We start from the raw sequence: 24,567 nt of genomic DNA, 5'->3' as shown, positions 1-24,567 counted from the left end.
CATGGAAAAAGAGGTCAAGACCACCTGTCCCTATTGCGGCGTCGGCTGCGGGGTCATCGCGACGGTCGATGACAACGGCGCCGTCGCCGTGCGCGGCGATGCCGACCATCCCGCCAATTTCGGCAGGCTGTGCTCCAAGGGGTCCGCACTCGCCGAGACCCTCGACCTCGACGGTCGGCTGCTGCATCCGGAGATCGACGGATGCCAGGCTGGCTGGGACGAAGCCCTCGACCTTGTCGCTACGCGCTTTGCGGAAACGATTGCCGAACACGGCCCGGATTCGGTCGCCTTCTACGTCTCCGGCCAGCTGCTCACCGAAGACTACTACGTCGCCAACAAGCTGATGAAGGGTTTTGTCGGTTCCGCCAACATCGATACCAATTCACGTCTCTGCATGTCCTCGTCGGTTGCCGGTCATCGCCGAGCCTTCGGTTCGGATACGGTACCCGGGACCTATGAAGATCTGGAGTTGGCCGATCTGGTCGTACTCACCGGATCGAACCTTGCCTGGTGCCACCCCGTCCTCTACCAGCGCCTTGCCGCCGCCAAGGCGAAACGGCCGGGCCTCAAAATCGTTCTCATCGATCCGCGCCGCACCATGACGGCCGATATCGCAGACCTGCATCTCGCGATCCGGCCCGACGCCGATGTGGCGCTCTTCGTCGGGCTGTTCTCACATTTGGTTTCCAGCAATGCCGTCGACCAGAACTATGTCGCGGCGCATACGGCCGGCTTCGGTGATACCTTGCTCGCAGCGGGCGGTGTTTCGTTCGACGACGTGCTCGAGCGGACCGGTCTTCCGGCGATGCAGTTGCGCGAATTCTACCGGCTGTTTTCGACAACCGAGAAGGTCGTGACCTGCTACAGCCAAGGCGTCAACCAGTCGTCTTCGGGCACCGACAAGGTCAACGCGATCCTCAACTGTCACCTTGCGACCGGCCGCATCGGCCGGCCGGGCATGGGGCCGTTCTCGCTGACGGGGCAGCCGAATGCGATGGGCGGCCGCGAGGTCGGCGGGCTTGCGAACATGCTCGCAGCACACATGGCGATCGAAGATGCCGGTGATCGCGATCGCGTCCAGCGCTTCTGGCGTTCGCCAAAGATTGCCGAAAAGCCGGGGCTCAAGGCCGTCGATCTCTTCCGGGCGGTGGCAGACGGTCGCGTCAAGGCGCTCTGGATCATGGCAACGAACCCCGTCGTCTCGATGCCGGATGCCGACGCCGTCGAGGCCGCGATCAGGGCCTGTCCCTTCGTCGTGGTTTCCGACATCCTGAAAGAAACTGATACCGCCCGCCACGCGCATGTGCTGCTGCCGTCGCTCGGTTGGGGGGAAAAGAGCGGCACGGTCACCAATTCCGAACGCCGCATCTCGCGCCAGCGGGCGTTCCTCGCCGCACCGGGAGAAGCCCGGGCGGACTGGTGGCAACTGGCCGAGGTCGGTCGCCGCCTGGGCCATACCGATGCTTTCGCCTACGAAGCGCCCGCCGCGATCTTCCGCGAACATGCCGCGCTCTCGGCCTTCGAAAATGCCGGCAGCCGCGATTTCGACATTGGCGCCTATGCCGATCTTGCGCTTGAGGACTACGACGGGCTGACGCCCTTCCAGTGGCCCCAACGGGAAGGCCAGAAGCGCGCCGAAAGCCGTTTCTTTGCGGCGGGCAACTTCTATCACGCTGACGGCAGAGGCCGGTTCGTGGCCGTTCGCCCGGCAGAGACCGATCGCACCAATGCCGATTACCCGTTCACGCTCAACACCGGCCGCATCCGCGACCAGTGGCACACGATGACCCGCACAGGCAAAAGCGCGCGCCTCTCGGCCCATATCGCCGAACCGTTTGCCGAACTGCACCCGCGTGATGCGATGGAGATCGGCGTCGGCAACGCCGACCTTATCGAGATCGAAAGCCCTGAGGGCAAGGCGTTCGTGCGTGCGCTCATCACCGAGCGCCAGGCGCGCGGCAGCATCTTCGCGCCGATGCACTGGAACGACCAGTTTGCGGCGAAGGCACGCATCGATGTCCTCGTGCCGCCGATCACCGATCGTCTTTCCGGCCAGCCGGCATCGAAGAACATTGCGGTCGCCGCGCGAAAGTTCAAGGCGACGCACTACGCCTTCGCTGTCTCGCTGGCAAAGCCGGTCGATCCGGATGCTGCCTATTGGGCGCTGGCGAAGGCGGCTGGCGGCTGGCGATTGGAACTGGCTTTTGCCGAGCCGGTGGACGACTGGGCCGGCTGGTGCCGCCGCGTTCTTGCGATCCCGCAAGGCGTAGAGCCGCTCGGCTATGCGGATGCACAGACCGGCGACATCAGGCTCGCCTTCTTCAATGGTCCGCAGCTTCTCGCGGCCTTCTTCCTCGCGCGCGAACCGGTCGCCGTCGCGCGCAACTGGGCGATCGCACAACTCGGCGCTGACCACGCCAATCTGCGCAAGCGCTTCGCGCTCGTCGCGGGCCGTCCGGGGGCGGACAAGCCGGATCCCGGCGCCACCGTCTGCTCCTGCTTCGGTGTTGGCGTCAACCAGATCGTCGCGGCCGTACGCGGCGGTTGCCACAGCGTCGAGGCCGTCGGCGTGGCGCTCAATGCCGGAACCAATTGCGGCTCGTGCCGCGCCGAAATCAGGGGGATCATCGATGGATGTCTTGCAGCAGCCGCAGAGTGACGGACCCGCCCGCATGGAGGCGCTCGCCAAGCTGCCCGTCTTCTGGGCGCTGGAGGGCCGGCGCGTCGTGGTGGCCGGTGCAACGGACGGAGCGATGTGGAAGGCCGAGCTTCTGGCCGCCTGCGGCGCCCGCGTCGACCTTTACGCTGAGGGGAATGACGAGGCGCTCGCGGCATTTGCCGGCCGTACCTCGCAACACCCCACCGCCAGCGTCACGCTAAACCGCCGGCACTGGGCGCCCGCCGATCTTGACGGTGCCGCGCTCGCCGTCGGCGATTGCGAGGACCAGGCGGAGGCGCGGGCATTCTTCGCCGCCGCCCGCGCAGCGGGCGTTCCGGTCAACGTCATCGACAAGCCGGACTTCTGCGAGTTCCAGTTCGGCTCGATCGTCAACCGCTCGCCCGTCATCGTTGCAATCTCGACCGATGGCGCCGCCCCGATCCTCGCCCAGACGATCCGCCGCAAGATCGAGACGCTGCTGCCGAAAAGCCTGAAGGCCTGGGCAGCGCTGGCACAGTCTCTTCGTGGAGCGGTGAACCGCCGGATCGAACCCGGTCCCCGGCGCCGCCTCTTCTGGGAACGTTTTGCCGATCGCGTCTTTTCGACCATGGATACGCCGGAGGAGGGCGTAGGCGGGGTGCTTCTTGCTGATGCCGAAAGGCTCGCGGGAGCCCCCGCCATCGGTCACGTGACTTTGGTCGGCGCGGGACCGGGCGATGCCGAACTCCTGACGCTGAAGGCCGTGCGCGCGCTGCAAGCGGCCGATGTCATCCTTTTCGACGACCTCGTTTCTTCAGACGTGCTCGAACTCGCCCGGCGGGAGGCAAAGCGTATGCTCGTCGGAAAGCGCGGCGGCCGCGAAAGCTGCCGGCAGGAAGACATCAACGCCATGATGGTCAAGCTCGCCAAGGCTGGGAAACGCGTGGTGCGGCTGAAATCCGGCGACCCCATGGTTTTCGGCCGGGCCGGCGAGGAAATCGCCCATCTCGACCGCGAGAACATTCCCGTCGACGTTATCCCCGGCATCACTGCCGCAAGCGCCATGGCCTCCCGTCTCGGTCTGTCGCTGACCCATCGCGACTATGCCCAGTCGCTTCGGCTGGTGACCGGTCATTCCCGCCACGGCGGCCTGCCCGATGATGTCGACTGGGCAGGCATTGCCGATCCGCGCAGCACAGCGGTCTTTTACATGGGTGGCCGAACGGCGGGGCTGATTGCCGAAAAGCTTATCGGCGAAGGCCGTTCACCTGAAACACCGGCCGTGATCATGAGCGATGTCAGCCGTCCGACGGAACGCAGCTGGCGAGGCATGCTCGCCACAATCCCGGAGGGCATAGGGGAGATCGGCTACGACAACCCGGTCCTCATCGCTGTCGGCGACGTGTTTTCGGCCCGAGACAAGCAGGCCGGATCGATCGAGCGCACTCTCGCCGGAGCATGCTGATGGGCATGTCCCTGGTGTTCCTCGTTCTCGCCATCGGCCTCAGCTGGCCGCGTTTCAGGCTCATCTTCCTGGCTCAATCGAACGCTGCGCTGGCCGCAGCGCCCCTCACCATGGTTGCGAGTGCCGTGAACCTCTGCGCCATCGGCCTCGCTGTTGCAGAACACGGTCTGCTTTTCGGCGGATTGCTCATCGCCGGCGGTATGTTCTTCGCGAAAATAATGCAAGCCGTGCCTTCAACGCCGGGCATCTTGGCTTCAGCCGTGTGCCTTGCCGCCTACATAGAAACGACGATGACGGTCGTGGCGTGACGAGCTCAATGCTGCCCCTGAACAGACACCAGCGTCTGCTGACGCGCCAAGGGATATTCGAAGGCGTCGCCTCGTATCGACGTCCCGAATATCCCAAGGTCGCCACCGTAGGCTGGTTCTAAGCGCGCAGGCAGATCACGGCCATCCCCCAATTGAGGAATGAATGCCTGTACCGAACAAGTAAAGCCGCTGCCCCGCGGCCGAAGTCAGTCGACTGCCGTTTCCGATCCATCGCCGCTTTCGTCGAGTACGACCGTCTCGCCGAGCGGGGTCGCTGCAATTGACCTGATCTCTTGGGCGAGCGACGCCAGCTTGCGCGCAATCTCCTGCAATTCGGCGGTCGAGCCGGTGGCCTCGCAGGTATTTTCAACGCTCCGTTCGTCCATGTGCTCTTCCTCTTTCGAGTGGACGCAGGAGCGGAGCATATTTCTAATCTACTATATAAGGCCACAAGCCGTCGCGCGTTCTTCGTGCGGCGCACAGCCATAGGTATAGGCCGATCGATAAGCCGGCGATCACCCGCGACAGATCTCGATCCAGGGCCGATTGGCCTTACCTGCAGCAATCAAGCCCATCGGCGATCTCGCAGGTCATCAAAACCTTGGAAGAGTGACATTCCGACGTTGCAGGAGGGAAAACTCGGCGACGTCAGGGTTTTCATCTGGATGCTAAATTGCTAGTTCTTTCTTTGTTCCTGCCCGTCTCTTGGATGCAAATCGATGCGGGCAGTGACTGAGTGCGACGAAAACGAACGGGAACGCATGAGCGCCGCCTATCTCGAAAAACTCAATGACCGCCAGCGTGAGGCGGTCGAGCACGGTATCGGCTTGCCGGAAGGACAGGTCGGCGGCCCGCTTCTCATCATCGCCGGTGCCGGCTCCGGCAAGACGAATACCCTCGCCCACCGCGTCGCGCATCTCATCGTCAACGGTGCCGATCCGCGCCGCATTCTGCTGATGACCTTTTCTCGACGCGCAGCAGCCGAGATGACCCGCCGGGTCGCGCGCATCTGCCGCCAGGTCCTTGGCGACAACGCTGCAGTCATGACGGACGCGCTCTCCTGGGCCGGCACCTTCCATGGCATCGGCGCCCGGATCCTGCGCATCTACGCCGAACAAATCGGTCTCGGCCCGGATTTTACGATCCACGACCGGGAGGACAGTGCCGACCTGATGAACCTCGTGCGCCACGAGCTCGGCTTCTCGAAGACGGAAAGCCGCTTCCCGACAAAGGGAACGTGCCTTTCGATCTATTCGCGCGTCGTGAACTCCGAAAGCTCGATTGGCGACGTATTGAAGTCGGCCTATCCCTGGGTCACCGGCTGGGACGAACAGCTCAAGGCGCTGTTTGCGGCCTACGTCGATGCCAAACAGGCGCAGAACGTGCTCGATTATGACGATCTCCTGCTCTACTGGGCGCAGATGGTTTCCGATCCGGAGCTTGCCGAAGATATCGGCGGACGCTTCGATCATGTTCTTGTCGACGAGTATCAGGACACCAACAGGCTGCAGGCGTCGATCCTGATGTCGCTCAGACCCGGCGGCCACGGATTGACGGTCGTTGGCGACGACGCCCAGTCGATCTATTCCTTCAGGGCTGCGACGGTTCGCAATATTCTCGATTTCCCGAACGCCTTTTCGCCCGAGCCTGCCGACGTCATCACCCTCGACCGGAACTACCGCTCGACGCAGCCGATCCTCGCCGCTGCGAACGGCGTGATCGGCCTGGCGCGGGAGCGATTTACCAAGAACCTCTGGACGGACAGGCAATCGGAGCAGCGCCCGTTGCTCGTCGCCGTCAAGGACGAAGCGGATCAGGCCGCCTACATCGTGGAGCAGGTTCTCGCTGGCCGCGAGATCGGTATCGCCTTGAAGCAGCAGGCGGTGCTTTTTCGCTCGTCCAATCACAGCGGAACGCTCGAAGTCGAACTCACCCGCCGCAACATTCCGTTCGTGAAATTCGGTGGCCTGAAGTTTCTCGACAGCGCCCATGTGAAGGACCTGCTCGCAGTCCTGCGCTTCGCGCAGAACCCGCGTGATCGCGTCGCAGGTTTCCGGTTGCTGCAGATGCTGCCCGGTATTGGCCCGCAGACCGCTGGAAAGATCCTCGATGCGATCGCCGCCGATCCGGAACCGCTCGCGGCTCTTGCTGAGATCCCGCCTCCCGCCAAGACCGGCGAGAACTGGACCGGCTTCGTCGACCTGGTGTCCGGTCTGCGACGGGCCGAGCCCGGATGGCCGCAGGAGATTGGCGCTGCGCGCGCCTGGTATGAGCCCCATCTTGACCGGATCCATGAAGACGCCGACACGCGCAAGGCCGACCTGCTGCAGCTCGAGCAGATTGCCGGCGGCTACCAGAACCGCGAACGTTTCCTGACCGAGCTGACCCTTGACCCGCCCGATGCCACGAGCGACCAGGCGGGCGTGCCGCTGCTCGACGAGGACTATCTGATCCTGTCGACCATCCATTCGGCGAAGGGCCAGGAATGGCGCTCGGTCTTCATGCTCAACGTCGTCGACGGCTGCATTCCGTCCGATCTCGGCGTGGGCACAACTGCCGAACTCGAAGAGGAGCGGCGGCTGCTCTATGTCGGCATGACACGGGCACGCGATCATCTCTCCCTGGTGACGCCGCAGCGCTTCTTCACCCACGGCCAGAACGCCCAGGGCGACCGGCATGTCTACGCCTCGCGAACCCGCTTCATCCCGGCGACATTGCTTCAGTTTTTCGAGACGACGAGCTGGCCGAAAATCTCGGCAAGCGCCAGCGAGCGAAGCGCCAACCAGATCCGCATCGACGTCGGCGCCCGCATGCGCTCCATGTGGAAGTGAGCGAAGGCGGTGGCGAGCTCGCCAATTGTGCGCTCGTGTCTGCAGACAGACCAAGCGAGGAGCGCGTGCCGCTCGCCAACCGCCGGTCTGTAGCGTTGTTAGCCTGGCAAGCTCGGCGGTGCGATAAACTGATAGTACGACCACACCGCAACCAAGGCCGCTATCAGTGCCAGCCAAATCAACGCCTTCCGCGGCACAGGGCTGGCCGGCTTCGCCTCCTTTTTCGGCTTTGGTCGTTCAAATTTGATGATGTTGTTGTCGTCCATTCGCTCCCATCCCGAGTAAACTCATATATGTTCCGGTGCGTTCAGCCAGCGCACCGCAATGACATGTGCCGCCTAACGTCCTGATTTGGCATCAATAAGATGTGAAAGCAGGAGCGCCGTCGTCAAGCCTTCAGGCCCAGTCGTGGCAAGCAAGGGACGTCTGCATCAAGCCGCGCCGTCGCGGCCGAGCCAGGGATCTGGGCCTGGATCGCTGCCCGACGCAACCTGGCCCAGCCGCTCCAGATAATGTGCCCAGCCTTCCGCATGGCCGGCGCATTGTTCGGCGCTGGGCAGACCCGTTTGCGTAAGGCGCAGCAATGTTCCGGGCGGCTGCTCGATCAGGTCGATCTCGATCAGGCTCGAGCCGGGCGGGACAATGTCGCTGCCTTCCCAGCCGAAGCTATAGGCGAGCCGATGCACCGGCACGACCTCGCGGAAAGACCCGCGGGCAAAACGGGCCCCGGTCACGTTGACGAGATAGAGACCGCCGGGCTCCGCCTTGGTGTCGGCCTCCGTTCCCATCCAGCGCAGGATCTTTTCCGGGTCGGTCAAAAGAGCGAACACTGCGGCGGGTGGCGCCGGAATATGCGCTTCGCGGCGGACGACGAGGGCTTCTGGCATCGGTCTTCCCTTTGCTGATTGGCCTGCCTGCGGCTTGAGAGTCCTTCTGCAGGCTGCCGCAATCATAGACCGCCGTGACGGACGGCGCCACCGTCCGCCCCTGACTTGCGCGCAGCGCGGCGGCGGGAAAGGGCTTGTCCATAGGGCGCTCGACCCTATCCTCTTCGGCATGGATTTGTCCGCCCCCCTTGCCTGGCTCGTGGACGAGGCAAGCGCCTCGCAGGAGCCGGACCGATTCCTGTCCGACATTGGCCGCCGGCTCGTCGCCGACGGTCTGCCGCTCTCGGGCGGCGCGCTTACGCTCGCCGTGCCGCATCCGATCATCGCCCGCCGCACCTGGCTTTGGCGAGCCGAGACCGGCGTGGTGATCGAGAGCCTGGGCTTTGCCGGCGCCGTCTCCGACCGGGCGGGAGAGGAGTGGCTGGCCGGGCTCGGGCCACTGCTGCAACAATCGACCGGTTCGGGGAATGAACGCGCGTCGCTCGGCTGGGCCGGGACGCGCCCGTTCGGCCCGGAAGAGACGGCGCGGCTTGGTGATGTCGCGCGCTTTGCCGTCGCGCCCTTGGCGGTTCTTGCCGAGCGGGCCGCGCTCACCGCTCTGCTCGACGCCTATCTCGGCCGCCGCAGCGCCGCCCGTGTCCGCGCCGGAGCGCTCACCCGCGGCACCGGTGAAACCATTCGCGCGGCCCTGCTCTATGCCGATTTGCGCAACTTCACGGCGCTGTCCGAAACATCGGAACCCGCCGTGGTGATCGCGGCCCTCGACGCCTGGTTCGATCGCCTCGCCGGCGCGATCCATGCCTTTGGCGGCGAGGTGCTGAAATTCATCGGCGACGGCGTTCTGGCGATCTTTCCGGTGAGCGGCTCGCCGAGCGAAGCCTGCGACGCAGCCTTGCGCGCGGTCACCGCCGCGCGCGCCGGCATGGCGCATCTCGACCAGGCCCGGCAGGCCGAGGGGCTACCGCCGCTCTCCTTCGGCGTCGCCCTGCACCTCGGCGACATTCTCTGGGGCAATATAGGTGCCGCCGATAGGCTCGACTTCACAGCAATCGGCCCGGCGGTCAATCTCGTCAGCCGCCTGGAGGGCCTGTGCCGGCCGCTCGGCTGCTCCGTGCTGATCTCCGGTGCCGTGGCTGAGGCCGCGTCGACGCCGCTGCTGCCGCTCGGCGAGCATCCCTTGCGCGGCATCGCAGCACCCTGCGCCGTCTTCACCTTGCCGGACGCGTGACGCAGCCCTTCCACGGCCATGCCGTGAACGGCGAAGCGTCCGTCTTCGACGGTTACACGCGCGTGCGCTCCGCCACCCAGTCGGCGACAAGCGGGCGGTAGAGCCAGGGGATGTTGTTGCAGACGTGGTTGCCATCCTCGAAGATGTGCAGTTCGGTTCCACGCGCACAGATATCTGCGCATTTTACCGCTTCGGAGGGTGGAAAGATCTTGTCGCGTCCGCCGTGGAGGATGAGCGCCGGGGCGGTCGGCGGCGGGCAGCGCGCCAGCGTGAAACGGTCGGCACGTTCGCGAACGTCCGCGCCCCCGAGCGAGAAGCGCATGTTGTCGCGATAGACCTGCGGCAGCGCGTCCCAGAATCCACCGAGATCGAAGAAGCCGTTGATGGAGACGACGCCGGCGAGCGTTGGCACGGACGCGGCGGCGCGCAGGGCAAGAAAGCCGCCGAAGGCCATGCCAACGAGCGCGACCTTGCCCGAAAGGCGCGGGTGCGCCTCAACCGACCGGATGGCCGCCTCAACCGCCGGACCGATGTCCGGGCGCAGCGTACCCATCGAACGGCCCTCACCCTGGCCGGGACCGTCGAGCGAAAGGGTCGCAACGCCGCGGGCATGAAAATGCCGCTCGAAGGCCGGGAATTCCTCCTTGGTCGAATCCGAGCCCGGGATGATCAGCGCCAGCGGGTGTGTGCCGTCTCCGTTCGGCACGCGAAGAACGGCCCGAAGTTCGCCGTCCTCAAAGGGCACAGCGACCATCTCGCCAGGCGGATCAAGCAAGGGTGCCGCGAGACGGTAGAGTTCCACCTTTCGCGTGGCGGCCCTCGCCTTTGCCTCCAGATCCTCGAAGGCCATGAATTGTCCGAAATGATAAAAAAGGCTGGCGCGGGCATAGGCTTCGCCGGCGGTCACGTTGCGGCCGGCGACCAGAGCCGCAGCGCCGAGCTCTGCGTGACGCTCGCCCTCCTCGCTCCAGGCAGCAAGCCACTTCTGCCAGACGCCGGCTCGCTCGATGACGGCACGTGCGGTTGCCGACGGGATCCCGGCGACCTCCATGCGCGGGAGCCAATGCTCGACGACACCGACCAATCGGTTCTCATTCTGCGTCATGCATGTTCTCCCGCATGATGTAATTGCTTGGGTCCGCCCCCGACGATACGTGTTCGACGGAGACCGGCTGGAGATCCCCGGGATAGCTCCGGACTTTCGCGCGATAGCTTTGCGCCCCGATCGACAAAGCTTCGGCCGTCTTTCCGTCAAGAACGCGCACGACCTGGGCGGGCACCCCGAGGACCAGAGAGCCGTCCGGGATGACCATGTTTTCCCGCACCAATGCGCCGGCGCCGATCAGGCATCGCTCACCGATCTGCGCGCCGTTGAGGATCGCCGCCCCCATGCCGACGAGGCTTCCCTTGCCGATCCGGCATCCGTGAATTGTGGCGTTGTGTCCGACGGTAACATCCTCGCTTATCTCCACGGGGTATCCGGGATCGGTGTGAACGACGCATCCGTCCTGGACGTTGCAGCCGCGCCGAAGGATGATCGGCTCGTTGTCGCCGCGCAAGACGGCGTTGAACCAGATACTGACATCCTCTTCGAGCCACACGTCGCCGATCACCACGGCGCCGGGCGCGACGTAAAATCGTCCATTGGCGGGAACGCGCGGCGCGCGCGCGCCCAGCCGGTAAAGACCCGATGAAACCATCAAATATTCTCCGTTCTGCGGCGCCGCTCAGGTCGGCATGGCGAGCAGGATGGACGCCGGCGCATTGGTGCGGTTGGCGAGCGCACGCGCCTCGCCGGGCGCAAGCCGGCAACTGTCGAGAAAGCCGAGCGTGACGCTCTCGCTGCCGGTTTCGACCGTCACCTCTCCGGCAACGACGATGTAGATCTTCTCGACCGTGGCGTCCTTCAGCGACGTATGACCACCGGGCAGGAGGTGCGACAGGCCGATCCAGATCGTATCGGTTGCCGTCGCCTCCTTTCCCTGGAGCCGCAGGCAGTGCATGCCGTAGTGCTCCGGCGCCTCATAGGATCTGGCATCGCCGTAGCGCGTCACCTGCATCGTCCGCTCCTCCTCAGGGCACCAGCAGCACGCGCTCGGGCGTGCCGCGCAGCACCGAGGCGTAGGCCTTGGCGGCGTCGGCAAAGGCATAGACGGTCGCCGGATTGATCGGGAACGGCTTCAACTTGCCTTCCTCGAACTTCGGCTTGAGCTTGTCGAAGATTCGGGCACCCTCGACCGACGACAGCGCCAGCGTGTCGATGCCGATATATTTGTGACGCCCGCGGAAGAAGTTGAAGATATCGAACGGCACGGCGCGGTCGAAGGTGGAAATGAAGACCTGGCGCGCCTGCTTCGCCATCGCGTTGTTGGCGATCTCGAAATAGGGACTGCCGACCGTGTTGAAGACGATGTCGGCCCCATGACCGCCGGTCTTTTCGCGCACGATCGCCGCAACGTCATCCTTGGCGCTGTTGAGCATTTCGACCGGCGCGTTGGTGTGCGCCAGAAGCGGCTGCTCATTGTACTCGACCGCAAAGACCTTGGCGCCGGCCATGGTCGCGAGCTGGATCACCGCCTGCCCGACCTTGCCGTTGCCGCCGCAGACGAGCACGACATCCGTCGGCTGCACGCCGCCGGCTTCGCGCAGGCCCTCAAAAGCGGTGATGAACGGCACGCCGATCGAGCCCGCTTCCTGCATGGTGAAATTCGCAGGCTTGGGGCGCACGGCTTTCTGGTCGAGCACCATCCATTTGGCGTGGCTGCCGTCCTGGGTGATGCCGAGTTCGCCGCCGCCGCCCCAGATTTCCATGCCGATTATCGACGACGGTCCTTCGCGCACGATGCCGCCGAAGTCGCGGCCCGGCGTGCGCGGCCAGATGGCATGCGGCATGTGCCCGAGCGATGCCTTCACGTCGCTGGGATTGACCCCTGCCGCCACGATCTCGACCAGCACCTGCCCGGGACCCGGCCGCGGCACCGCGACATCGACGACGTCGATCTTGAGATTGTCGAGATCGGGGGATTTTTCCGTCACCCTCAGCGCTCGGGCGATCTTCGCGTCCACCTGAATGTTCATTCTATGCCTCCTTGCAGAAATCGATGCCTATGCACGCAGTCCGAGAATTTCGCGGGCCTGGGAGGGCTCGGCGATCCGGCCGCCGAGCTTCTCGATCAGGTCTCTTGCCCGCTCGACCAGTTCGCCATTGCCCTTGGCGAGCACGCCCTTGGCGATGTAGGAGTTGTCCTCCAGGCCAACCCGAACGTGACCGCCGAGCAGATAGGCCTGAACGGCCATCGGAAACGACATCCGCCCGACGCCGAAGCCGGTCCAGACGGCATCGGCGGGCAGCATGCGGGCCGCGGTCGCCATCACGTCGGTGGTCGAGGGAAAGCCGTATTTGACGCCGGTGACGATCGTGAACATCGCCGGCGACTTCAACACGCCCGCCTTCAGGAGATCCTGCGCCAGCTGGATGTGGCCGGTGTCGAAGACCTCAAGCTCTGGCTTGGAGCCCGCCTCGTTGATAATGTCGGCCATGATCTTGACGTTGGCCGGCGTGTTGATGACGACCTCGGAGCCGAAGGTCATGGTGTTGAGGTCGAGCGTGGCGATATCAGGCTTCAGCGCGACGATGTGCTCGACCCGCTTTTCCGGCCGCATCAGCGTGGTGCGTGGTCCGGCGACCGCCGGGTTCTCGTCGCTCGGGTGGTAGCGTCCACCGGGCCCGGTCGTGACGTTGAGGATCAGCGCGGTGTTCTTGGCCCGGATGCGCTCGACGACCTCGCGGTAATACTTTAGCTCGATGGAAGGCTTTGCCGTAACCGGATCGCGCACGTGGATATGGGCGATCGCCGCGCCGGCATCGGCCGCCTCTAGGCAGGCATTGGCGATCTCTTCGGGCGTGACGGGAAGTCCGGGATGGTTTTCCCTCGTCGTAAGATTGCCCGTGACCGCGCAGGTGATGATGACGTTCTGCTGCATCACAAGCCTCCCGCGCCAGGGCGCGACCTGTTTGATCTCTCAGCCATGGTGCGCCACCTTCTTTCCGGAGATCGGAGGCAGCGGCAGGACCGATTGACCCTCCACCAGCTTGAAGTGATAGTTGCAGCTGTAGAAGGGCGCCTCGGCGCCCGGAAATTCCGGGTCCGGGCTATCGTGGCGGAAGAATTTCCCGACGATCTGCTGCTTCGCGCCGAAGACCACGTCGTTGACCAGGGCCTCGTGGCTGTCGGAAAAGATCTGGGTGACGAGCGTCTTGTAGCCCGGCGCCGAGACGATGAAGTGGATGTGGGCCGGACGCATCGGTGTCCGCTTCTGCGCTCGAAGCAGGTCGCCAACCGGCCCGTCGGTCGGAACCGGATAGCCTGCCGGCTTCACCGACACGAAGTGAAAATTACCGTCGCCATCCGTGGTGAAACGGCCGCGCAGGTTGAAGTCGTCCTGGGTCTCGTCCTGGTTCTCGTAAAGCCCGACCGGGGACGCCTGCCAGACATCAAGGGTCGCCCCTTCGACGGGTCGGCCGGCTGGATCGGTCACTCGCCCGGTGAAGTAGAGCTGCGATCCCGGCGTATCCGAACGGGCGATGCAGTCGCCGTTTAAGCATTTCGGCGCACCCCCGCGATAGAACGGCCCCAAGAGCGCTGACAGCGTCTCGCCCTGCATGCCGTCATTGTTGATCAGGTCGATCAGCGTCGAAGCGCCGAGCACGTCGGCGGCAAGCACGGTCTCGTTGTGCGCCTCGTTGGTCGCCTGGCCGACCGCCGTGATCCAGCGCAGGGCGTACTCGAATTCCGCCTCGGTCGGGCGCGCTTCCAGCAGGAAGGCGTGCAAATGCCTGACCATCGTGTCCATGATCTGCTTGAGCCGCGGATCGTCGCCGCGCGACATGGCGGCAAGCACCGTCGGCGTGACGTCGGCCTCCTTGGAAATCAGTTTTGCCTCGGGGCTGATATGGCTGTTCATCCCTGTTCTCCTTTCCGCGTCACAGGCCGGACCCGGCGAGCCGAAGTTCGGGCTTGGCCGTCTTCAGGTGCGGATATTTTTCGGTCAGCAGCGACCCGTGGTAATAGGTTTCAGCGAAGGCGCCGGTTGCGCGGATGGCATCGAGCCAGCCCTGGATCGCCGGCATCTCCGCCCACATCGAGGACAGTCCGATATCGTCCATCCGGACGATCACCGGCATGATCGCGATATCCGCCAGCGTCAGCTGATCGCCCATGACCCACGGCCCGCCATTGTCGGAAAGCCACGTCGCCATGCGCTGAACGCCGCGCTCAAGGCGGCCGAGCGCTTCTTCCATTTCCGGCTCGGGAAAGCCGGTTCGCCCCATCTTCATCAGGAACTCGCGGCGAAGCGGCTTTGCATCGCAGACCGCCTGGAACTCCTCCGCCGTCATCGCCTGATAGTGCGGCAGGAAGGCGAGGTTGTAGGAAGGCACGCGGATCGCCGGTGTCGGCACTTCGTCGATGAAGCGCATCATCGCCCGCATCGTCGCCGCGCCGAAGGCGCCCCTTGGCCGAAGCCCACCAGGGAGAATGTCTTCCAGATACTCCATGATGACGGCGGAATCGGTGACCGCGCGGCCCTGGTGGACGAGCGAGGGCACGACGCCGTTCGGGTTGATCGCCAGATACTCGGGCTTGAGCTGGTCGCCGGTGAAGAGATCGAGCTTGTGCTCCTTAAAGGCGAGGCCCTTGGCGTTGAGAACGTATCGCACCCGTTGGCTGCACGTCGATTGAGGGGCGTTGTAGAGGATGAAGTCCTGCATCGTCGCCTCTCAATCCCAGTTGAGGACGCGGGGCAGCTTGCCCTTGCGGGCGAGCGTTCCGATCACGCCGTTCGGGAAGAACATCAGCCCGAGAACCATGACGAAACCGGTCGCGAGAATGTTGATCTCGGAGGCGCCGAGGGTCGCCACGAAGATTTCGTTGAAGGCGACGATCAGGATTGCGCCCACGACCGGCCCCGCAATCGTGCCCTTGCCGCCGAGAATGCACATCAGCACCAGGTTTGCCGAAACAAGGATGATCAGGAAGATGTTCGGCCGGAGATAGGTGAGATACTCACCCCAGACTGCACCGGCCATGCCGACAAAGAAGGCGGACAATGCGAAGGCCAGCACCTTGTAGAAGCGGGTGTTGATCCCGGCGCTTTCCGCTTTGACCTCGTCCTTGGAGAGCGCGCGCAGGCCAAGCCCGAACTTGGAATGCTTGATGCGATAGGTCGCCCAAACGGTGAAGGCAGCCATCAGCACGAAGGCGTAGTAGTAGGGCAGCTTCGCCGTCTGAACGGGCAGATCGGTCACTGGCAGCGACAGGCCGTTGGCGCCGCCGATGAACTCCCAGTGGTCGAACAGAATACGGGCGATCATCAGGAGCGCGATCGACGAGATGATGAAGCTCGGGCCACGAACCTTCAGCGTGATGAGGCCGACTAGATAGCCGCAGGCCGCAGCCGCCAACCCGGCGAGCGGTGCCGTCAAGAGCGAAGAGATGCCGTAGCGCGCCAGGAGCACGCCTGAAAAATAGCCGCCGATCGCGAAGAACACCGCGTGGCCGAGCGAGATATAGCCGGCGAACCCGCCGATGATGTTCCAGCCGCTGGCCATGACCGCATAAGAAGCCGTGAACAGGACAAGGTGCAGCAGGTAGTTGTAGTTGCCGGTTAGTTGCAGGAGCGGCAGGGCGAGCAGCACACCGAGAACGGTGAGAGGGAACCATGTGGCGCGGGTCTGGTCATGCTGGCGCGCAAGCTTCTGGTTGTGAATGCGACGGGCCTCGAGCACCGAGCTCGCGTCGGCTTGTTGTAGGTTTACGGCCATTATGCCAACTCCGGTTTTTCGCCGAACAGGCCCTGGGGACGGATCAGCAGGATGACGAAGAGTGCGAGGAAGAAGGTCATGGTCGACCAGGTGGCGCCCACCCAGGTGCCGACGAATGCGGCGATGACCGACAGGAGAAGAGCGGCGACGACGGTGCCGAGCACGCTGCCCATGCCGCCAAGGACGACGACCGACATTAGCATTGCAATCCATTCCCACTGCTTGGCGGGGAAGAAGCTGAAGACGAAGCTCACCAGCGAACCGGCAGCACCTGCAAGCCCGATGCCTATTGCAAAGGCGATCATGCTGATGAGGTTGACGTTGACGCCGAGCAGTTCGGCGGCCTCGCGGTTCTGCGTGGTGGCGCGGATGGCGTAGCCGAGCCGCGAGTAGTTGAGGAACAGCGTCAGCGCGCCGATGATCGCGAGCGACACACAGCCGGCATAGAGCTGCCCTTTCGGGATGAACAGGCTGCCGATGAAGAAGGCGTCCGTCGCATATTCCGGCGAGGTCACGCGCTGGGTGTTGGTGAAGGCGGCACCGAGGAAGCCTTCAACGATCATCGCCAGCGCGAAGGTCAGAAGTACCGTCATTTCCGAGTAGCGCGCGCTTTTGGCCTGGCTCTCGAACATCAGGCGATAGAGCAGCACGCCGATCGCCGCCATGATCAGTGCCGCGATCGGCAGCGTGGCGATCGGGTCGAGGCCCCAGAGCTTGAAGGCCCAATAGCTGACATAGGCGCCGCAGATGATCAGCGACGGATGGGCCAGGTTGACGATGCGCATGACGCCGAAGACCAGCGAAAGTCCGGACCCCATCAGCGCGATTACGCCGCCGAGCGCGAGGCCGAGTATCAGTATCTGAAGAATGTCTGTCATCACGTCCTCCGCTACGCGACCTTGCGGCCGCCGAGGTAAAGTTCCTGGATGCGCGGGTCCGCCAGAACCGCCTCGGCCGGCCCCTCGAAGAGGGTGCGGCCGAGATCGAGCACAACGCCCCAGTCGGAATTCTTGAGGCCCATCATCGCGTTCTGCTCGACGAGCAGGACGGTGACGCCCTCCTGAGACATCATCTTCATGATGTCGAACATCTCCTGCACGATCTTCGGCGCCAGCCCGAGGGAGGGCTCGTCGAGCATGACGATGTCGGGCTTGACGATCAGCGTGCGCGCCATCGCAAGCGTCTGCTGCTGGCCGCCCGACATGGTGCCGGCATGCTGGTCGGCGCGCTCGCGCAGCACCGGAAAGCGCTCGAGGATTTCGTCGATGCGGCGGTCACGAAGCTTTGCGTCGTTGAGCACATATCCACCCATGCGCAGGTTTTCGCGCACCGTCATCTTCGGAAACAGCGCCCGTTCCTGCGGTACGAAACAGATGCCCTTGCGCAGGATCTGGTCGGGGCGCAGGCCGTTCAGCCGCTCGCCCTTGAAGATGACGTCGCCCTTGCGGATCGTCAGCATGCCGCAGATCGCTTTCAGCAGCGTCGATTTGCCGGCGCCGTTCGGGCCGATGATGCAGTGGACCTTGCCTGGCTCGACCGTCAGCCGCGCGCCATCGAGAATGGCCGGGCCGTCGCCATAGCCGGCGGTGATATTGGTGACTTGCAGGAGATCGCTCATCAGGCCGCTTCCTCTTCCAGTACGCCGCCCAGATAGGCTTCGAGCACATGCGGATCGCGACGCACCACATCGGGCGTGCCGTCGCAGATCACCCGCCCGTGCGCCATGACCACGACGCGATGCGAGAGCCGCATGATCAGGTCCATGTTGTGTTCGACGATCAGCACCGTCAGGCCCTTGGCGTTGAGCGCCCGGATGTGGCCGACGATCTCTTCGAGCAACGTCGGGTTGACGCCGCCGGCGGGCTCGTCGAGCAGGATGATTTTCGGATCGGCCATCAGCAGCGCTGCCAGATCCATCAGCTTCTTCTGGCCGTAGGACAGGTTGTGCCCATCCTCGTAGGCAATGCGGGTGATCCCGAGGAAATCGAGGATCGACATTGCCTTGTCGCGCTCTTCCGCCGAGACCGCCGGCCGGAACAGGTCGGCAAAGCCGCGGCAGCGCGCCTGCACGATCACGTTTTCCAGCACCGTCATGTCAGCGAGGTTGCGCGAGATCTGGAAGGTCCGGCTCAGGCCCTTTGCCGTGATCTTGTGCGGACGCAGATTGTCGATCCGCTCGCCATCCAGCCAGACCTCGCCCGAGGTCGGGACGACGGTGCGGCTGATGCAATTGAAGGCCGTGGTCTTGCCGGCGCCGTTCGGCCCGATGAGTGCCGTGATCGAGCCTTTCTCGACCTTGAAGCTTGCGCCGTCCACGGCGCGAATTCCGCCGTAGTGCTTGCACAGGTTCTTAACCTCGAGCATCCGCGCGATCTCCTTGTACTAGAAATTGGGTAGTAGATGCCTGCCAATCGGGAGGGCGCCTCGCGAGCGAAACACCCTCCTCTGCCTCGCAAAGGGTCAGAAACCGGACTTGGGATAGCGGAAGGGCACGATGCCCTCGAACTGGCCGGTCGGGTAGACGAAGGTCAGCTTGCCATCCTGCCACTGGGTCATGATGTGCGACTTTTCGACGGGCAGGCCGAGATCGTCCCAGCTGAAATCGCCGAGCACTGTCTGGACAGGCTGTTCCTTGGTGCGGGCGTGCAGCCATTCGCCCATCTTGGCGTTATCCGTGCTGCCGGCGCCAACCATGGCCTGCTCGATACCCTGGCAGACGGCGAAGGGGATGGCGCTGTCTTCATCCGGCTCGACACCATATTCGGCTTCGAACGCCTTCACAAAATCGGCGTTGTCGAAGGGCTTTCCGGCAAGCGTGCTCTTGAACGGAACATCCTTGTGCCAGGTGGTGTGGATGACGACGCCATCGGCCGCGTCGTTCCCCACACCCTCGATGAACTCCGTCTGGGCACCCTGGCTGAGATAGACGAGCTTTGCCGATGCGCCGACGGTCTTGAGCGCCCGCATGAGCTGGACCGCCTCTTCCGCGGAAGCCGTCAGGCCGACGATCATTTCAGCGCCGGAGCGCTTGATCGAATTGGCAAGGTTCAGCCAGTCGTTGAAGCCTTCCTCGGGCCACTTCTCCTCCATGACCACCTCGATGCCGGCTTCCTTGAAGTAACCGGGCGCGAGGTCGGCGATTTCCTTGTCGTTGGCGGGATCGATCACCTTCTGGCCGAGAAGGCCGGTGGCGATCGCATTGGCGAAGAAGTCGTCGGCATGGACGACGGCGACTGTCTTCGGCGCATCCGCCGGATCCTTGATCTCCTTCAGGAGGCCGATCACGTCCTTGCCGGTGTATTCGGCAGCATTGACCTGGAAATAGAAGAGGTTTTTGTAGCCCTGGGCATAGATCCGGAGCGCACCGCCCGAGGGAACCGGGTGAACCATGTTGTACTTGGACAGAACGTTGCCGACCGGAAAGGTCAAGCGGCTCGAGAACGTACCGTAGACGGCATCGACCTTGTCGACGTTGATGAAGCGTTCGTACTGGTTGATGGCCGTCGCAGGGTCGGAGCGATTGTCGCTGACGATCAGCTCCACCTGCTTGCCGAGAATGCCGCCCGCTTCGTTGATGAGCTTGTTGCAGAGCTCGTAGCCCCGCTTATGCTTCTCGCCGCTGACCGAAAGGCCACCGGTGATCGGCAGCGATGCGCCGATCCGTATTGTTTCCGCAGCGCTCGCAACGGTGCTTGCCGAAAGCACACTGACGGTTGCTGCCGCGATCAGCCGATTGAGTCCCATTTTGTCTCCTCCCAGACATTTGCGCGCAATCGTTTGCATTGAAGCGAAAAACAAATCGCCCGGCCACGCCGGACGACACTTGCGCACTGTTCGATCGACGGCAGGCCAGCTCCTCAACTGCCCTGCCGCAAACTGAATATGCAAACGATTGCACATGGGCGATTATGCGCACCGTTTGCGCTTTGTCAAGCATCCATGCGAACGATTGCAAAACCTCCGGCAAGATTTTAAATGGAGGCGAGAGGTGACACATGCAGAAGAAACGAACCACGCTGAAGGACATTGCGCGCGCGACCGGCGTTCATGTGTCGACCGTATCGCGCGCCCTTGACCCGACCGAGCGCAAGAGCATCACGCCAGAGGTTGTGGCGAAGATCCAGGCCGCGGCTGAACGCCTGGATTATCGCCCCAACCGCATCGCCTTCGGGCTTCGCACCAACCGGACGATGACGGTCGGCGTCGTCATTCCGGATATCACCAACCCGATTTTCCCACCGATCCTGCGCGGGATCGAAAGCGTTCTGGAACCGCTCGGCTATGCGTCGATCATCGTCAACACCGACAGCGAGCGCGAGCGCGAGGTTCGCCTTCTCGAAGTGTTGCGCGATCGGGGTGTCGACGGACTTATCCATGCAGCGGTGCTCAGAAGCGACCCCTCGATCGCCAAGGCCGCCCAGGACGGCCTGTCGGTGGTGACGCTGAACCGGCGCGTGGAGAATTCGAACATCCCCTATGTCATCAATGACGAGGACATGGGCATCTGCGAAATGCTGCGCCACCTGACGAAACTCGGCCACCGGCGGATCGCGCATCTGGCCGGGCCGCAGGATCTCTCGACCGGGCAGCTACGCCTGGCCGCCTTTCGCAACGCCGCCGAGAGAATGTCGATCGACATCGACCCGCAGCTCATCGTCACCGCCATGCGCTTCGACGAGGACGAAGGCGCCCGCTGCACGCGCGAGCTGCTCGCCTCCGGACACGACTTTACCGCCGTGCTCTGCGCAAACGACCGCCTGGCGCTCGGCTGCATCGACGTCTTGCGGGAGAACGGCCTCGACTGTCCATCGGACATTTCCGTCAGCGGCTTCAACGACATGCCGTTCCTGCAACTCGCGCGTCCAAGGCTCACCACCGTCCGCATCCAGCAGTATGATGCGGGCATCACCGCCGCATCGATCCTGCTGCGCCTGATGAATGCCGGCGCGGACGACGACATTCCGCTCGAGACCGTGCTGCCGGTGGAACTCCTGGAACGCGAAAGCACGGGACCGGTGGCAGCGCAGAAGCGCTGACAATCCCCAGCAGGCAGTTCGCGACGGATCGGCGGTTTCGGCCCTTCGCACCGCTTTCCCCTGCGAACGCCTCTGCGCGAGCGTTTTCCGCGAACCTTCATGCAATCGATTGCCTATTGTTTCGTGCAATCGATTGCCCTAAGGTCGCATCGATCAACCGTCAAATTGCCGGGCGGACGTTTCCGTCGGTTTGAAAGACATCACGTCAAGAGGGAGGAACTTATGGCGTATCCGCGGTCCTTGGTTGGAAAGACAGTTCTCGTCATCGGCGGAAACGGCGCAATCGGCGCCGCGACAGGGCGCCTGTTTGCAGATGCGGGAGCGACCGTGCTGATCACCCACACGCCGCGTGAACAGGGGGCCGCAAGCGCGGACGCGGTGATTTCCTCCCTTGCGAACGCTGAACGTCATGCCCGATATGCCGTCGACATCACGGATTCCCGCGCTCTTGGCGACCTTGCCCGCACCATCGAACAGAAGTTCGGTAAGCTCGATGTGCTGGTCAATGCCGCGGGCTTCACCAAGCCTATCGCCCACCGGGATCTCGACGCGCTGACGGATGAACTGATCGACGACATCTTCAAGGTGAACTGGCGAAGCCAGTTTGCGGCGATCCGCGCCTTCGCGCCACTTTTGAAAAAATCCGGCGACGGGCTCGTCGTCTCCATCTCGTCGATCGCCGCCTTCACCGGTATTGGCTCGAACATCGCCTATTGCGCCGCCAAGGCCGGCATCGACGTGATGACCAAGGCGCTCGCCCGCGTCCTTGCCCCGGAAATCCGGGTCCTTGCGGTTTCTCCTGGTGTCGTCGACACGCAATTCGTCCCCGGGCGAGGCTCGGACTTCAACGACAAGGTCGCGTCCTCGACCCCGCTCGGCCGCATCGGCGAAGTCGACGACATCGCCGCCGCCATCCTGGCGAGCGCGACGTTGCTCGGCTTTTCGACCGGCCACATCATCCAGGTGGATGGCGGCCGGGCGCTCTGAGACCACAGAACTCCGCATCCGCGCGACAGAGTGGTCGCGCGGATGCCTCGTCCCTCCTATAGTCCAGGGTACAGCGACGGCGCGGATAACGGTTGCAGGAAGGTAGGGACCAAATGGTCGAAAAGGTCATCGACAACACGCGGGCGTCTCGATTCGAGCTGCCGATCGGCGACGAGATCGCCGTTGCCTACTATCGGCTGGAGGACGGCCGGGTCGTTCTCACGCACACGGAAGTGCCGCAGACCCTGTCGGGACAGGGGATCGGCACGCGGCTTGCGACCGGCGTCTTCGACATTCTTCGCGCGCGAAACGCACGGGTGATCGCCAAGTGCCCGTTTATGGCCGCTTTTGCGGCCAAACACCCCGAATATATGGCGCTTCTCGACGGCTGAGCGCCCGGCAATGCTGAGCCAGACGGTGGCCGCGGCCGCCGCCTGGCTGGATGACGGGGCGGCGTGCCCGGGACCTCAGGCTTGATCCGGCGTCTGGTCAACCCCGTCGAGCAAGGCGCGACGAATGGCGGAAAGCGCTGACGGCAATCGTTGGCCGAAGGACTGCAGCAAGACGTCGTGGCTTTGCAGTTCCTTGGCGAGTTTGGCCGGATCGAACCTCATCAGCGCGTCGAAGGTTTGGCGGTCGTAGTCGAGGCCATGCCAGTCGATGTCGTCATAGCCCGGCACAAGGCCGATCGACGTGGCTTTTCCGCCGCCAGTCCTCTCCGTCCTCTGCACGATCCATTTGAGCACGCGCATATTTTGCCGGAAGCCCGGCCAGAGAAATGCACCGTCCTCGTCACGCCGGAACCAGTTGACGCGGAAGATTGCCGGCGCATTCACAAGCCGGTCTCCCATCGAAAGCCAGTGGGCAAAATAGTCGGCCATGTTGTAGCCGCAGAAGGGCAGCATCGCGAAGGGATCGCGCCGGGTCGCGGCCTGATTTTCCGCGGCCGCCGTCGCTTCCGACCCCAGCGTTGCCGCCCAGTAGATGCCCTCGCGCCAGTCCCTTGCCTCAAAGACAAGCGGAAAAGTGTGGGAAAGCCGCCCGCCGAAGATGAAGGCCGAGATCGGCACGCCGGCGGGGTGCGCGGCCGATGGGTCCATGCTCGGGCAGCGGTCGCGCGAAACGGTGAAACGGGCGTTCGGATGCGCGGCCGGGCGACCGGCCTGAGGCGTCCAGTCGAGACCGCGCCAGTCCACCAACGCCGGCGGCGCCTCCTCCGTCATGCCCTCCCACCAGACGTCGCCGTCGGGCGTCAGCGCGCAATTGGTGAAGATGGTCTCGCGCGCGATCGCCGCCATTATGTTGGGATTGGTCTTCTCGTTGGTGCCCGGGGCAACCCCGAAGAAGCCCGTTTCCGGATTGATGGCCCGCAGCCTGCCGTCCGCATCCGGCCGGATCCATGCGATGTCGTCGCCGACCGTCTTGACCTTCCATCCCGCAAAACCCTCGGGCGGCAGAAGCATGGCGAAATTGGTCTTGCCACAGGCGGACGGAAAGGCGGCCGCGACATAGGTCGTTTTCCCAGTGGGATCCTCCACGCCCATGATCAGCATGTGCTCGGCAAGCCACCCCTCCTGTCGGCCCTTCAGCGAGGCCGTGCGCAGTGCCAGGCACTTCTTGCCGAGAAGCGCATTGCCGCCGTAGCCGGAACCGAAGGATGCGATCGAGCCGTCGTCCTGGAAGCTCACAATATATTTGTGCTCCGCGTTGCAGGGCCACGGCACATCGCGGTCGCCGGGCGCGAGCGGGGCTCCGACCGAGTGCAGGCAGCGCACGAATTCGCCGGCGCCAAGTGCGCGCAGGACCGGCAGGCCGATATGCGCCATCAACTTCATGCTGACCGCGACATAGGCGGAATCGGTGATCTGAACCCCGATCATCGCAAGGTCCGAGCCGGGTTCCCCCATGGAGAACGGGATCACATACATGGTGCGCCCGCGCATCGATCCCTTGAACAATCGCGAAAGCTCCACGCGCATGCTGGCAGGATCTGCCCAATTGTTGGTGGGCCCTGCGTCCTCCCGGCTGGAGGTGCAGACGAAAGTGCGATGTTCGAGGCGGGCGACATCGCGGGGATCGGAGCGGCAGAGGAACGAGCTTGGGCGCTTCGCTTCGTTCAACCGGATAAAGGTGCCCGCGGCGACAAGGGTGCTGCACAGACGCCTGTATTCCGCATCGCTGCCGTCGCAGACATGGACCTGATCCGGTTCGCACAGGGCCCGAACCTCGTCGATCCATTGGCTGAGAACGGGGTTGGTTATGACAGTCGGGTCTTGCATGGATGCGTCTCTCGCTTGGCAATAATGAATTCGGTCCGCGCGGCCCGCCTCCCGAACTCACATGTTCGGATAGACCGGGCCTTCA

At 63.9% G+C, this 24,567-nt stretch carries 24 protein-coding genes; 8 read left to right on the top strand and 16 right to left on the bottom strand.

Annotation, left to right across the window (positions count from 1 at the left end; genetic code table 11):
* Position 1: 1 nt before the first annotated feature.
* The 3 genes from ASE71_RS02570 to ASE71_RS02560 are packed head-to-tail and all read left to right on the top strand — an operon-like array spanning position 2 to position 4,411.
* Complete coding sequence (locus ASE71_RS02570) at positions 2 to 2,659, top strand: nitrate reductase (RefSeq protein WP_060519236.1); 2,658 nt, start codon at positions 2 to 4, stop codon at positions 2,657 to 2,659.
* A complete protein-coding gene (cysG, locus tag ASE71_RS02565; RefSeq protein WP_060519234.1) occupies positions 2,631 to 4,103 on the top strand; it encodes a siroheme synthase CysG in 1,473 nt (490 codons plus the stop codon). Before ASE71_RS02570 ends, cysG begins: the two co-directional genes overlap by 29 nt.
* Positions 4,103 to 4,411, top strand: coding sequence for a hypothetical protein (locus tag ASE71_RS02560; protein ID WP_060519232.1), 309 nt, complete (start codon positions 4,103 to 4,105; stop codon positions 4,409 to 4,411). The genes cysG and ASE71_RS02560 overlap by 1 nt, the downstream gene beginning before the upstream one ends.
* Positions 4,412 to 4,617: 206 nt before the next feature.
* Here the strand turns inward: ASE71_RS02560 and ASE71_RS02555 are convergent, their stop codons facing one another.
* Positions 4,618 to 4,797 (bottom strand): hypothetical protein, encoded by a 180-nt coding sequence (locus tag ASE71_RS02555; protein ID WP_034789801.1) that lies wholly within the window; start codon positions 4,795 to 4,797, stop codon positions 4,618 to 4,620.
* A 375-nt stretch (positions 4,798 to 5,172) separates the two neighbouring features.
* Between ASE71_RS02555 and ASE71_RS02550 the strand changes: the two genes are divergently transcribed.
* Entirely contained in the window at positions 5,173 to 7,242 is a 2,070-nt protein-coding gene (locus ASE71_RS02550) for an ATP-dependent helicase (protein ID WP_060519230.1), read from the top strand.
* Positions 7,243 to 7,340: 98 nt separating this feature from the next.
* Here ASE71_RS02550 and ASE71_RS36170 read toward each other — a convergent pair whose 3' ends face one another.
* Both ASE71_RS36170 and ASE71_RS02545 read right to left on the bottom strand, forming a co-directional pair.
* Positions 7,341 to 7,508, bottom strand: coding sequence for a hypothetical protein (locus ASE71_RS36170; RefSeq protein ID WP_089042981.1), 168 nt, complete (start codon positions 7,506 to 7,508; stop codon positions 7,341 to 7,343).
* A gap of 165 nt (positions 7,509 to 7,673) precedes the next feature.
* Positions 7,674 to 8,129: an SRPBCC family protein gene (locus ASE71_RS02545; RefSeq protein WP_060519228.1), complete on the bottom strand. Its 456-nt coding sequence runs from the start codon at positions 8,127 to 8,129 to the stop codon at positions 7,674 to 7,676.
* Positions 8,130 to 8,298: 169 nt separating this feature from the next.
* Here ASE71_RS02545 and ASE71_RS02540 point away from each other — a divergent pair, with 169 nt between their 5' ends.
* Complete coding sequence (locus ASE71_RS02540) at positions 8,299 to 9,357, top strand: adenylate/guanylate cyclase domain-containing protein (protein WP_060519226.1); 1,059 nt, start codon at positions 8,299 to 8,301, stop codon at positions 9,355 to 9,357.
* Positions 9,358 to 9,409: 52 nt separating this feature from the next.
* On the opposite strand, the gene ASE71_RS02535 is transcribed toward ASE71_RS02540, so the two are convergent.
* From ASE71_RS02535 to ASE71_RS02480, 12 genes are all read right to left on the bottom strand, one after another.
* A complete protein-coding gene (locus tag ASE71_RS02535) occupies positions 9,410 to 10,462 on the bottom strand; it encodes an alpha/beta hydrolase family protein (RefSeq protein WP_060519218.1) in 1,053 nt (350 codons plus the stop codon).
* Complete coding sequence (locus tag ASE71_RS02530) at positions 10,449 to 11,057, bottom strand: gamma carbonic anhydrase family protein (RefSeq protein ID WP_063891146.1); 609 nt, start codon at positions 11,055 to 11,057, stop codon at positions 10,449 to 10,451. Before ASE71_RS02530 ends, ASE71_RS02535 begins: the two co-directional genes overlap by 14 nt.
* A 27-nt stretch (positions 11,058 to 11,084) precedes the next feature.
* Positions 11,085 to 11,417 carry a cupin domain-containing protein gene (locus tag ASE71_RS02525; protein ID WP_060519216.1) on the bottom strand — a complete coding sequence of 111 codons (333 nt, stop codon included), beginning with the start codon at positions 11,415 to 11,417 and terminating at the stop codon, positions 11,085 to 11,087.
* Between the two features lie 13 nt (positions 11,418 to 11,430).
* Positions 11,431 to 12,435 (bottom strand): quinone oxidoreductase family protein, encoded by a 1,005-nt coding sequence (locus ASE71_RS02520; RefSeq protein ID WP_060634934.1) that lies wholly within the window; start codon positions 12,433 to 12,435, stop codon positions 11,431 to 11,433.
* Positions 12,436 to 12,462: 27 nt separating this feature from the next.
* Positions 12,463 to 13,341 (bottom strand): 3-keto-5-aminohexanoate cleavage protein, encoded by an 879-nt coding sequence (locus tag ASE71_RS02515; RefSeq protein WP_060519212.1) that lies wholly within the window; start codon positions 13,339 to 13,341, stop codon positions 12,463 to 12,465.
* A gap of 39 nt (positions 13,342 to 13,380) precedes the next feature.
* Positions 13,381 to 14,322: a dioxygenase gene (locus tag ASE71_RS02510; RefSeq protein WP_082566254.1), complete on the bottom strand. Its 942-nt coding sequence runs from the start codon at positions 14,320 to 14,322 to the stop codon at positions 13,381 to 13,383.
* A 19-nt stretch (positions 14,323 to 14,341) separates the two neighbouring features.
* Positions 14,342 to 15,127 carry a glutathione S-transferase family protein gene (locus tag ASE71_RS02505; protein ID WP_060519209.1) on the bottom strand — a complete coding sequence of 262 codons (786 nt, stop codon included), beginning with the start codon at positions 15,125 to 15,127 and terminating at the stop codon, positions 14,342 to 14,344.
* 9 nt (positions 15,128 to 15,136) lie between these two features.
* On the bottom strand, positions 15,137 to 16,180 hold the full coding sequence (locus ASE71_RS02500; protein ID WP_034789818.1) for a branched-chain amino acid ABC transporter permease: 1,044 nt from the start codon (positions 16,178 to 16,180) through the stop codon (positions 15,137 to 15,139).
* The gene (locus ASE71_RS02495; protein WP_034789820.1) at positions 16,180 to 17,058 is read right to left on the bottom strand and encodes a branched-chain amino acid ABC transporter permease; all 879 of its coding nucleotides are present in this window, start codon (positions 17,056 to 17,058) and stop codon (positions 16,180 to 16,182) included. Before ASE71_RS02495 ends, ASE71_RS02500 begins: the two co-directional genes overlap by 1 nt.
* Positions 17,059 to 17,069: 11 nt before the next feature.
* A complete protein-coding gene (locus tag ASE71_RS02490) occupies positions 17,070 to 17,798 on the bottom strand; it encodes an ABC transporter ATP-binding protein (RefSeq protein WP_034789822.1) in 729 nt (242 codons plus the stop codon).
* Complete coding sequence (locus ASE71_RS02485) at positions 17,798 to 18,544, bottom strand: ABC transporter ATP-binding protein (protein WP_034789824.1); 747 nt, start codon at positions 18,542 to 18,544, stop codon at positions 17,798 to 17,800. Before ASE71_RS02485 ends, ASE71_RS02490 begins: the two co-directional genes overlap by 1 nt.
* Before the next feature lie 96 nt (positions 18,545 to 18,640).
* Positions 18,641 to 19,924 carry an amino acid ABC transporter substrate-binding protein gene (locus ASE71_RS02480; RefSeq protein WP_034789825.1) on the bottom strand — a complete coding sequence of 428 codons (1,284 nt, stop codon included), beginning with the start codon at positions 19,922 to 19,924 and terminating at the stop codon, positions 18,641 to 18,643.
* 251 nt (positions 19,925 to 20,175) lie between these two features.
* Here ASE71_RS02480 and ASE71_RS02475 point away from each other — a divergent pair, with 251 nt between their 5' ends.
* The 3 genes from ASE71_RS02475 (at position 20,176) to ASE71_RS02465 (ending at position 22,595) form a co-directional block, all read left to right on the top strand.
* Positions 20,176 to 21,216: a LacI family DNA-binding transcriptional regulator gene (locus ASE71_RS02475; protein ID WP_060519206.1), complete on the top strand. Its 1,041-nt coding sequence runs from the start codon at positions 20,176 to 20,178 to the stop codon at positions 21,214 to 21,216.
* A 222-nt stretch (positions 21,217 to 21,438) separates the two neighbouring features.
* On the top strand, positions 21,439 to 22,203 hold the full coding sequence (locus ASE71_RS02470) for an SDR family NAD(P)-dependent oxidoreductase (RefSeq protein WP_034789829.1): 765 nt from the start codon (positions 21,439 to 21,441) through the stop codon (positions 22,201 to 22,203).
* Between the two features lie 113 nt (positions 22,204 to 22,316).
* A complete protein-coding gene (locus tag ASE71_RS02465) occupies positions 22,317 to 22,595 on the top strand; it encodes a GNAT family N-acetyltransferase (RefSeq protein ID WP_060519204.1) in 279 nt (92 codons plus the stop codon).
* A 75-nt stretch (positions 22,596 to 22,670) separates the two neighbouring features.
* Here ASE71_RS02465 and ASE71_RS02460 read toward each other — a convergent pair whose 3' ends face one another.
* Positions 22,671 to 24,482 carry a phosphoenolpyruvate carboxykinase (GTP) gene (locus ASE71_RS02460; protein WP_060519202.1) on the bottom strand — a complete coding sequence of 604 codons (1,812 nt, stop codon included), beginning with the start codon at positions 24,480 to 24,482 and terminating at the stop codon, positions 22,671 to 22,673.
* Between the last annotated feature and the right edge of the window lie 85 nt (positions 24,483 to 24,567).

Source organism: Ensifer sp. Root954, from assembly GCF_001429005.1.
In the GTDB taxonomy this organism is placed as follows: domain Bacteria; phylum Pseudomonadota; class Alphaproteobacteria; order Rhizobiales; family Rhizobiaceae; genus Ensifer; species Ensifer adhaerens.
The sequence above is the reverse complement of the archived record's forward strand: the minus strand, read 5'-3'. Positions and strand labels throughout refer to the sequence as shown.

Bases quoted from the DNA above. Each gene is read 5' to 3' on its own strand.
- ASE71_RS02570 (WP_060519236.1), top strand. From the start codon at position 2: ATGGAAAAAGAGGTCAAGACCACCTGTCCCTATTGCGGCGTCGGCTGC.
- cysG (WP_060519234.1), top strand. From the start codon at position 2,631: ATGGATGTCTTGCAGCAGCCGCAGAGTGACGGACCCGCCCGCATGGAG.
- ASE71_RS02560 (WP_060519232.1), top strand. From the start codon at position 4,103: ATGGGCATGTCCCTGGTGTTCCTCGTTCTCGCCATCGGCCTCAGCTGG.
- ASE71_RS02555 (WP_034789801.1), bottom strand. From the start codon at position 4,797: ATGGACGAACGGAGCGTTGAAAATACCTGCGAGGCCACCGGCTCGACC.
- ASE71_RS02550 (WP_060519230.1), top strand. From the start codon at position 5,173: ATGAGCGCCGCCTATCTCGAAAAACTCAATGACCGCCAGCGTGAGGCG.
- ASE71_RS36170 (WP_089042981.1), bottom strand. From the start codon at position 7,508: ATGGACGACAACAACATCATCAAATTTGAACGACCAAAGCCGAAAAAG.
- ASE71_RS02545 (WP_060519228.1), bottom strand. From the start codon at position 8,129: ATGCCAGAAGCCCTCGTCGTCCGCCGCGAAGCGCATATTCCGGCGCCA.
- ASE71_RS02540 (WP_060519226.1), top strand. From the start codon at position 8,299: ATGGATTTGTCCGCCCCCCTTGCCTGGCTCGTGGACGAGGCAAGCGCC.
- ASE71_RS02535 (WP_060519218.1), bottom strand. From the start codon at position 10,462: ATGACGCAGAATGAGAACCGATTGGTCGGTGTCGTCGAGCATTGGCTC.
- ASE71_RS02530 (WP_063891146.1), bottom strand. From the start codon at position 11,057: ATGGTTTCATCGGGTCTTTACCGGCTGGGCGCGCGCGCGCCGCGCGTT.
- ASE71_RS02525 (WP_060519216.1), bottom strand. From the start codon at position 11,417: ATGCAGGTGACGCGCTACGGCGATGCCAGATCCTATGAGGCGCCGGAG.
- ASE71_RS02520 (WP_060634934.1), bottom strand. From the start codon at position 12,435: ATGAACATTCAGGTGGACGCGAAGATCGCCCGAGCGCTGAGGGTGACG.
- ASE71_RS02515 (WP_060519212.1), bottom strand. From the start codon at position 13,341: ATGCAGCAGAACGTCATCATCACCTGCGCGGTCACGGGCAATCTTACG.
- ASE71_RS02510 (WP_082566254.1), bottom strand. From the start codon at position 14,322: ATGAACAGCCATATCAGCCCCGAGGCAAAACTGATTTCCAAGGAGGCC.
- ASE71_RS02505 (WP_060519209.1), bottom strand. From the start codon at position 15,127: ATGCAGGACTTCATCCTCTACAACGCCCCTCAATCGACGTGCAGCCAA.
- ASE71_RS02500 (WP_034789818.1), bottom strand. From the start codon at position 16,180: ATGGCCGTAAACCTACAACAAGCCGACGCGAGCTCGGTGCTCGAGGCC.
- ASE71_RS02495 (WP_034789820.1), bottom strand. From the start codon at position 17,058: ATGACAGACATTCTTCAGATACTGATACTCGGCCTCGCGCTCGGCGGC.
- ASE71_RS02490 (WP_034789822.1), bottom strand. From the start codon at position 17,798: ATGAGCGATCTCCTGCAAGTCACCAATATCACCGCCGGCTATGGCGAC.
- ASE71_RS02485 (WP_034789824.1), bottom strand. From the start codon at position 18,544: ATGCTCGAGGTTAAGAACCTGTGCAAGCACTACGGCGGAATTCGCGCC.
- ASE71_RS02480 (WP_034789825.1), bottom strand. From the start codon at position 19,924: ATGGGACTCAATCGGCTGATCGCGGCAGCAACCGTCAGTGTGCTTTCG.
- ASE71_RS02475 (WP_060519206.1), top strand. From the start codon at position 20,176: ATGCAGAAGAAACGAACCACGCTGAAGGACATTGCGCGCGCGACCGGC.
- ASE71_RS02470 (WP_034789829.1), top strand. From the start codon at position 21,439: ATGGCGTATCCGCGGTCCTTGGTTGGAAAGACAGTTCTCGTCATCGGC.
- ASE71_RS02465 (WP_060519204.1), top strand. From the start codon at position 22,317: ATGGTCGAAAAGGTCATCGACAACACGCGGGCGTCTCGATTCGAGCTG.
- ASE71_RS02460 (WP_060519202.1), bottom strand. From the start codon at position 24,482: ATGCAAGACCCGACTGTCATAACCAACCCCGTTCTCAGCCAATGGATC.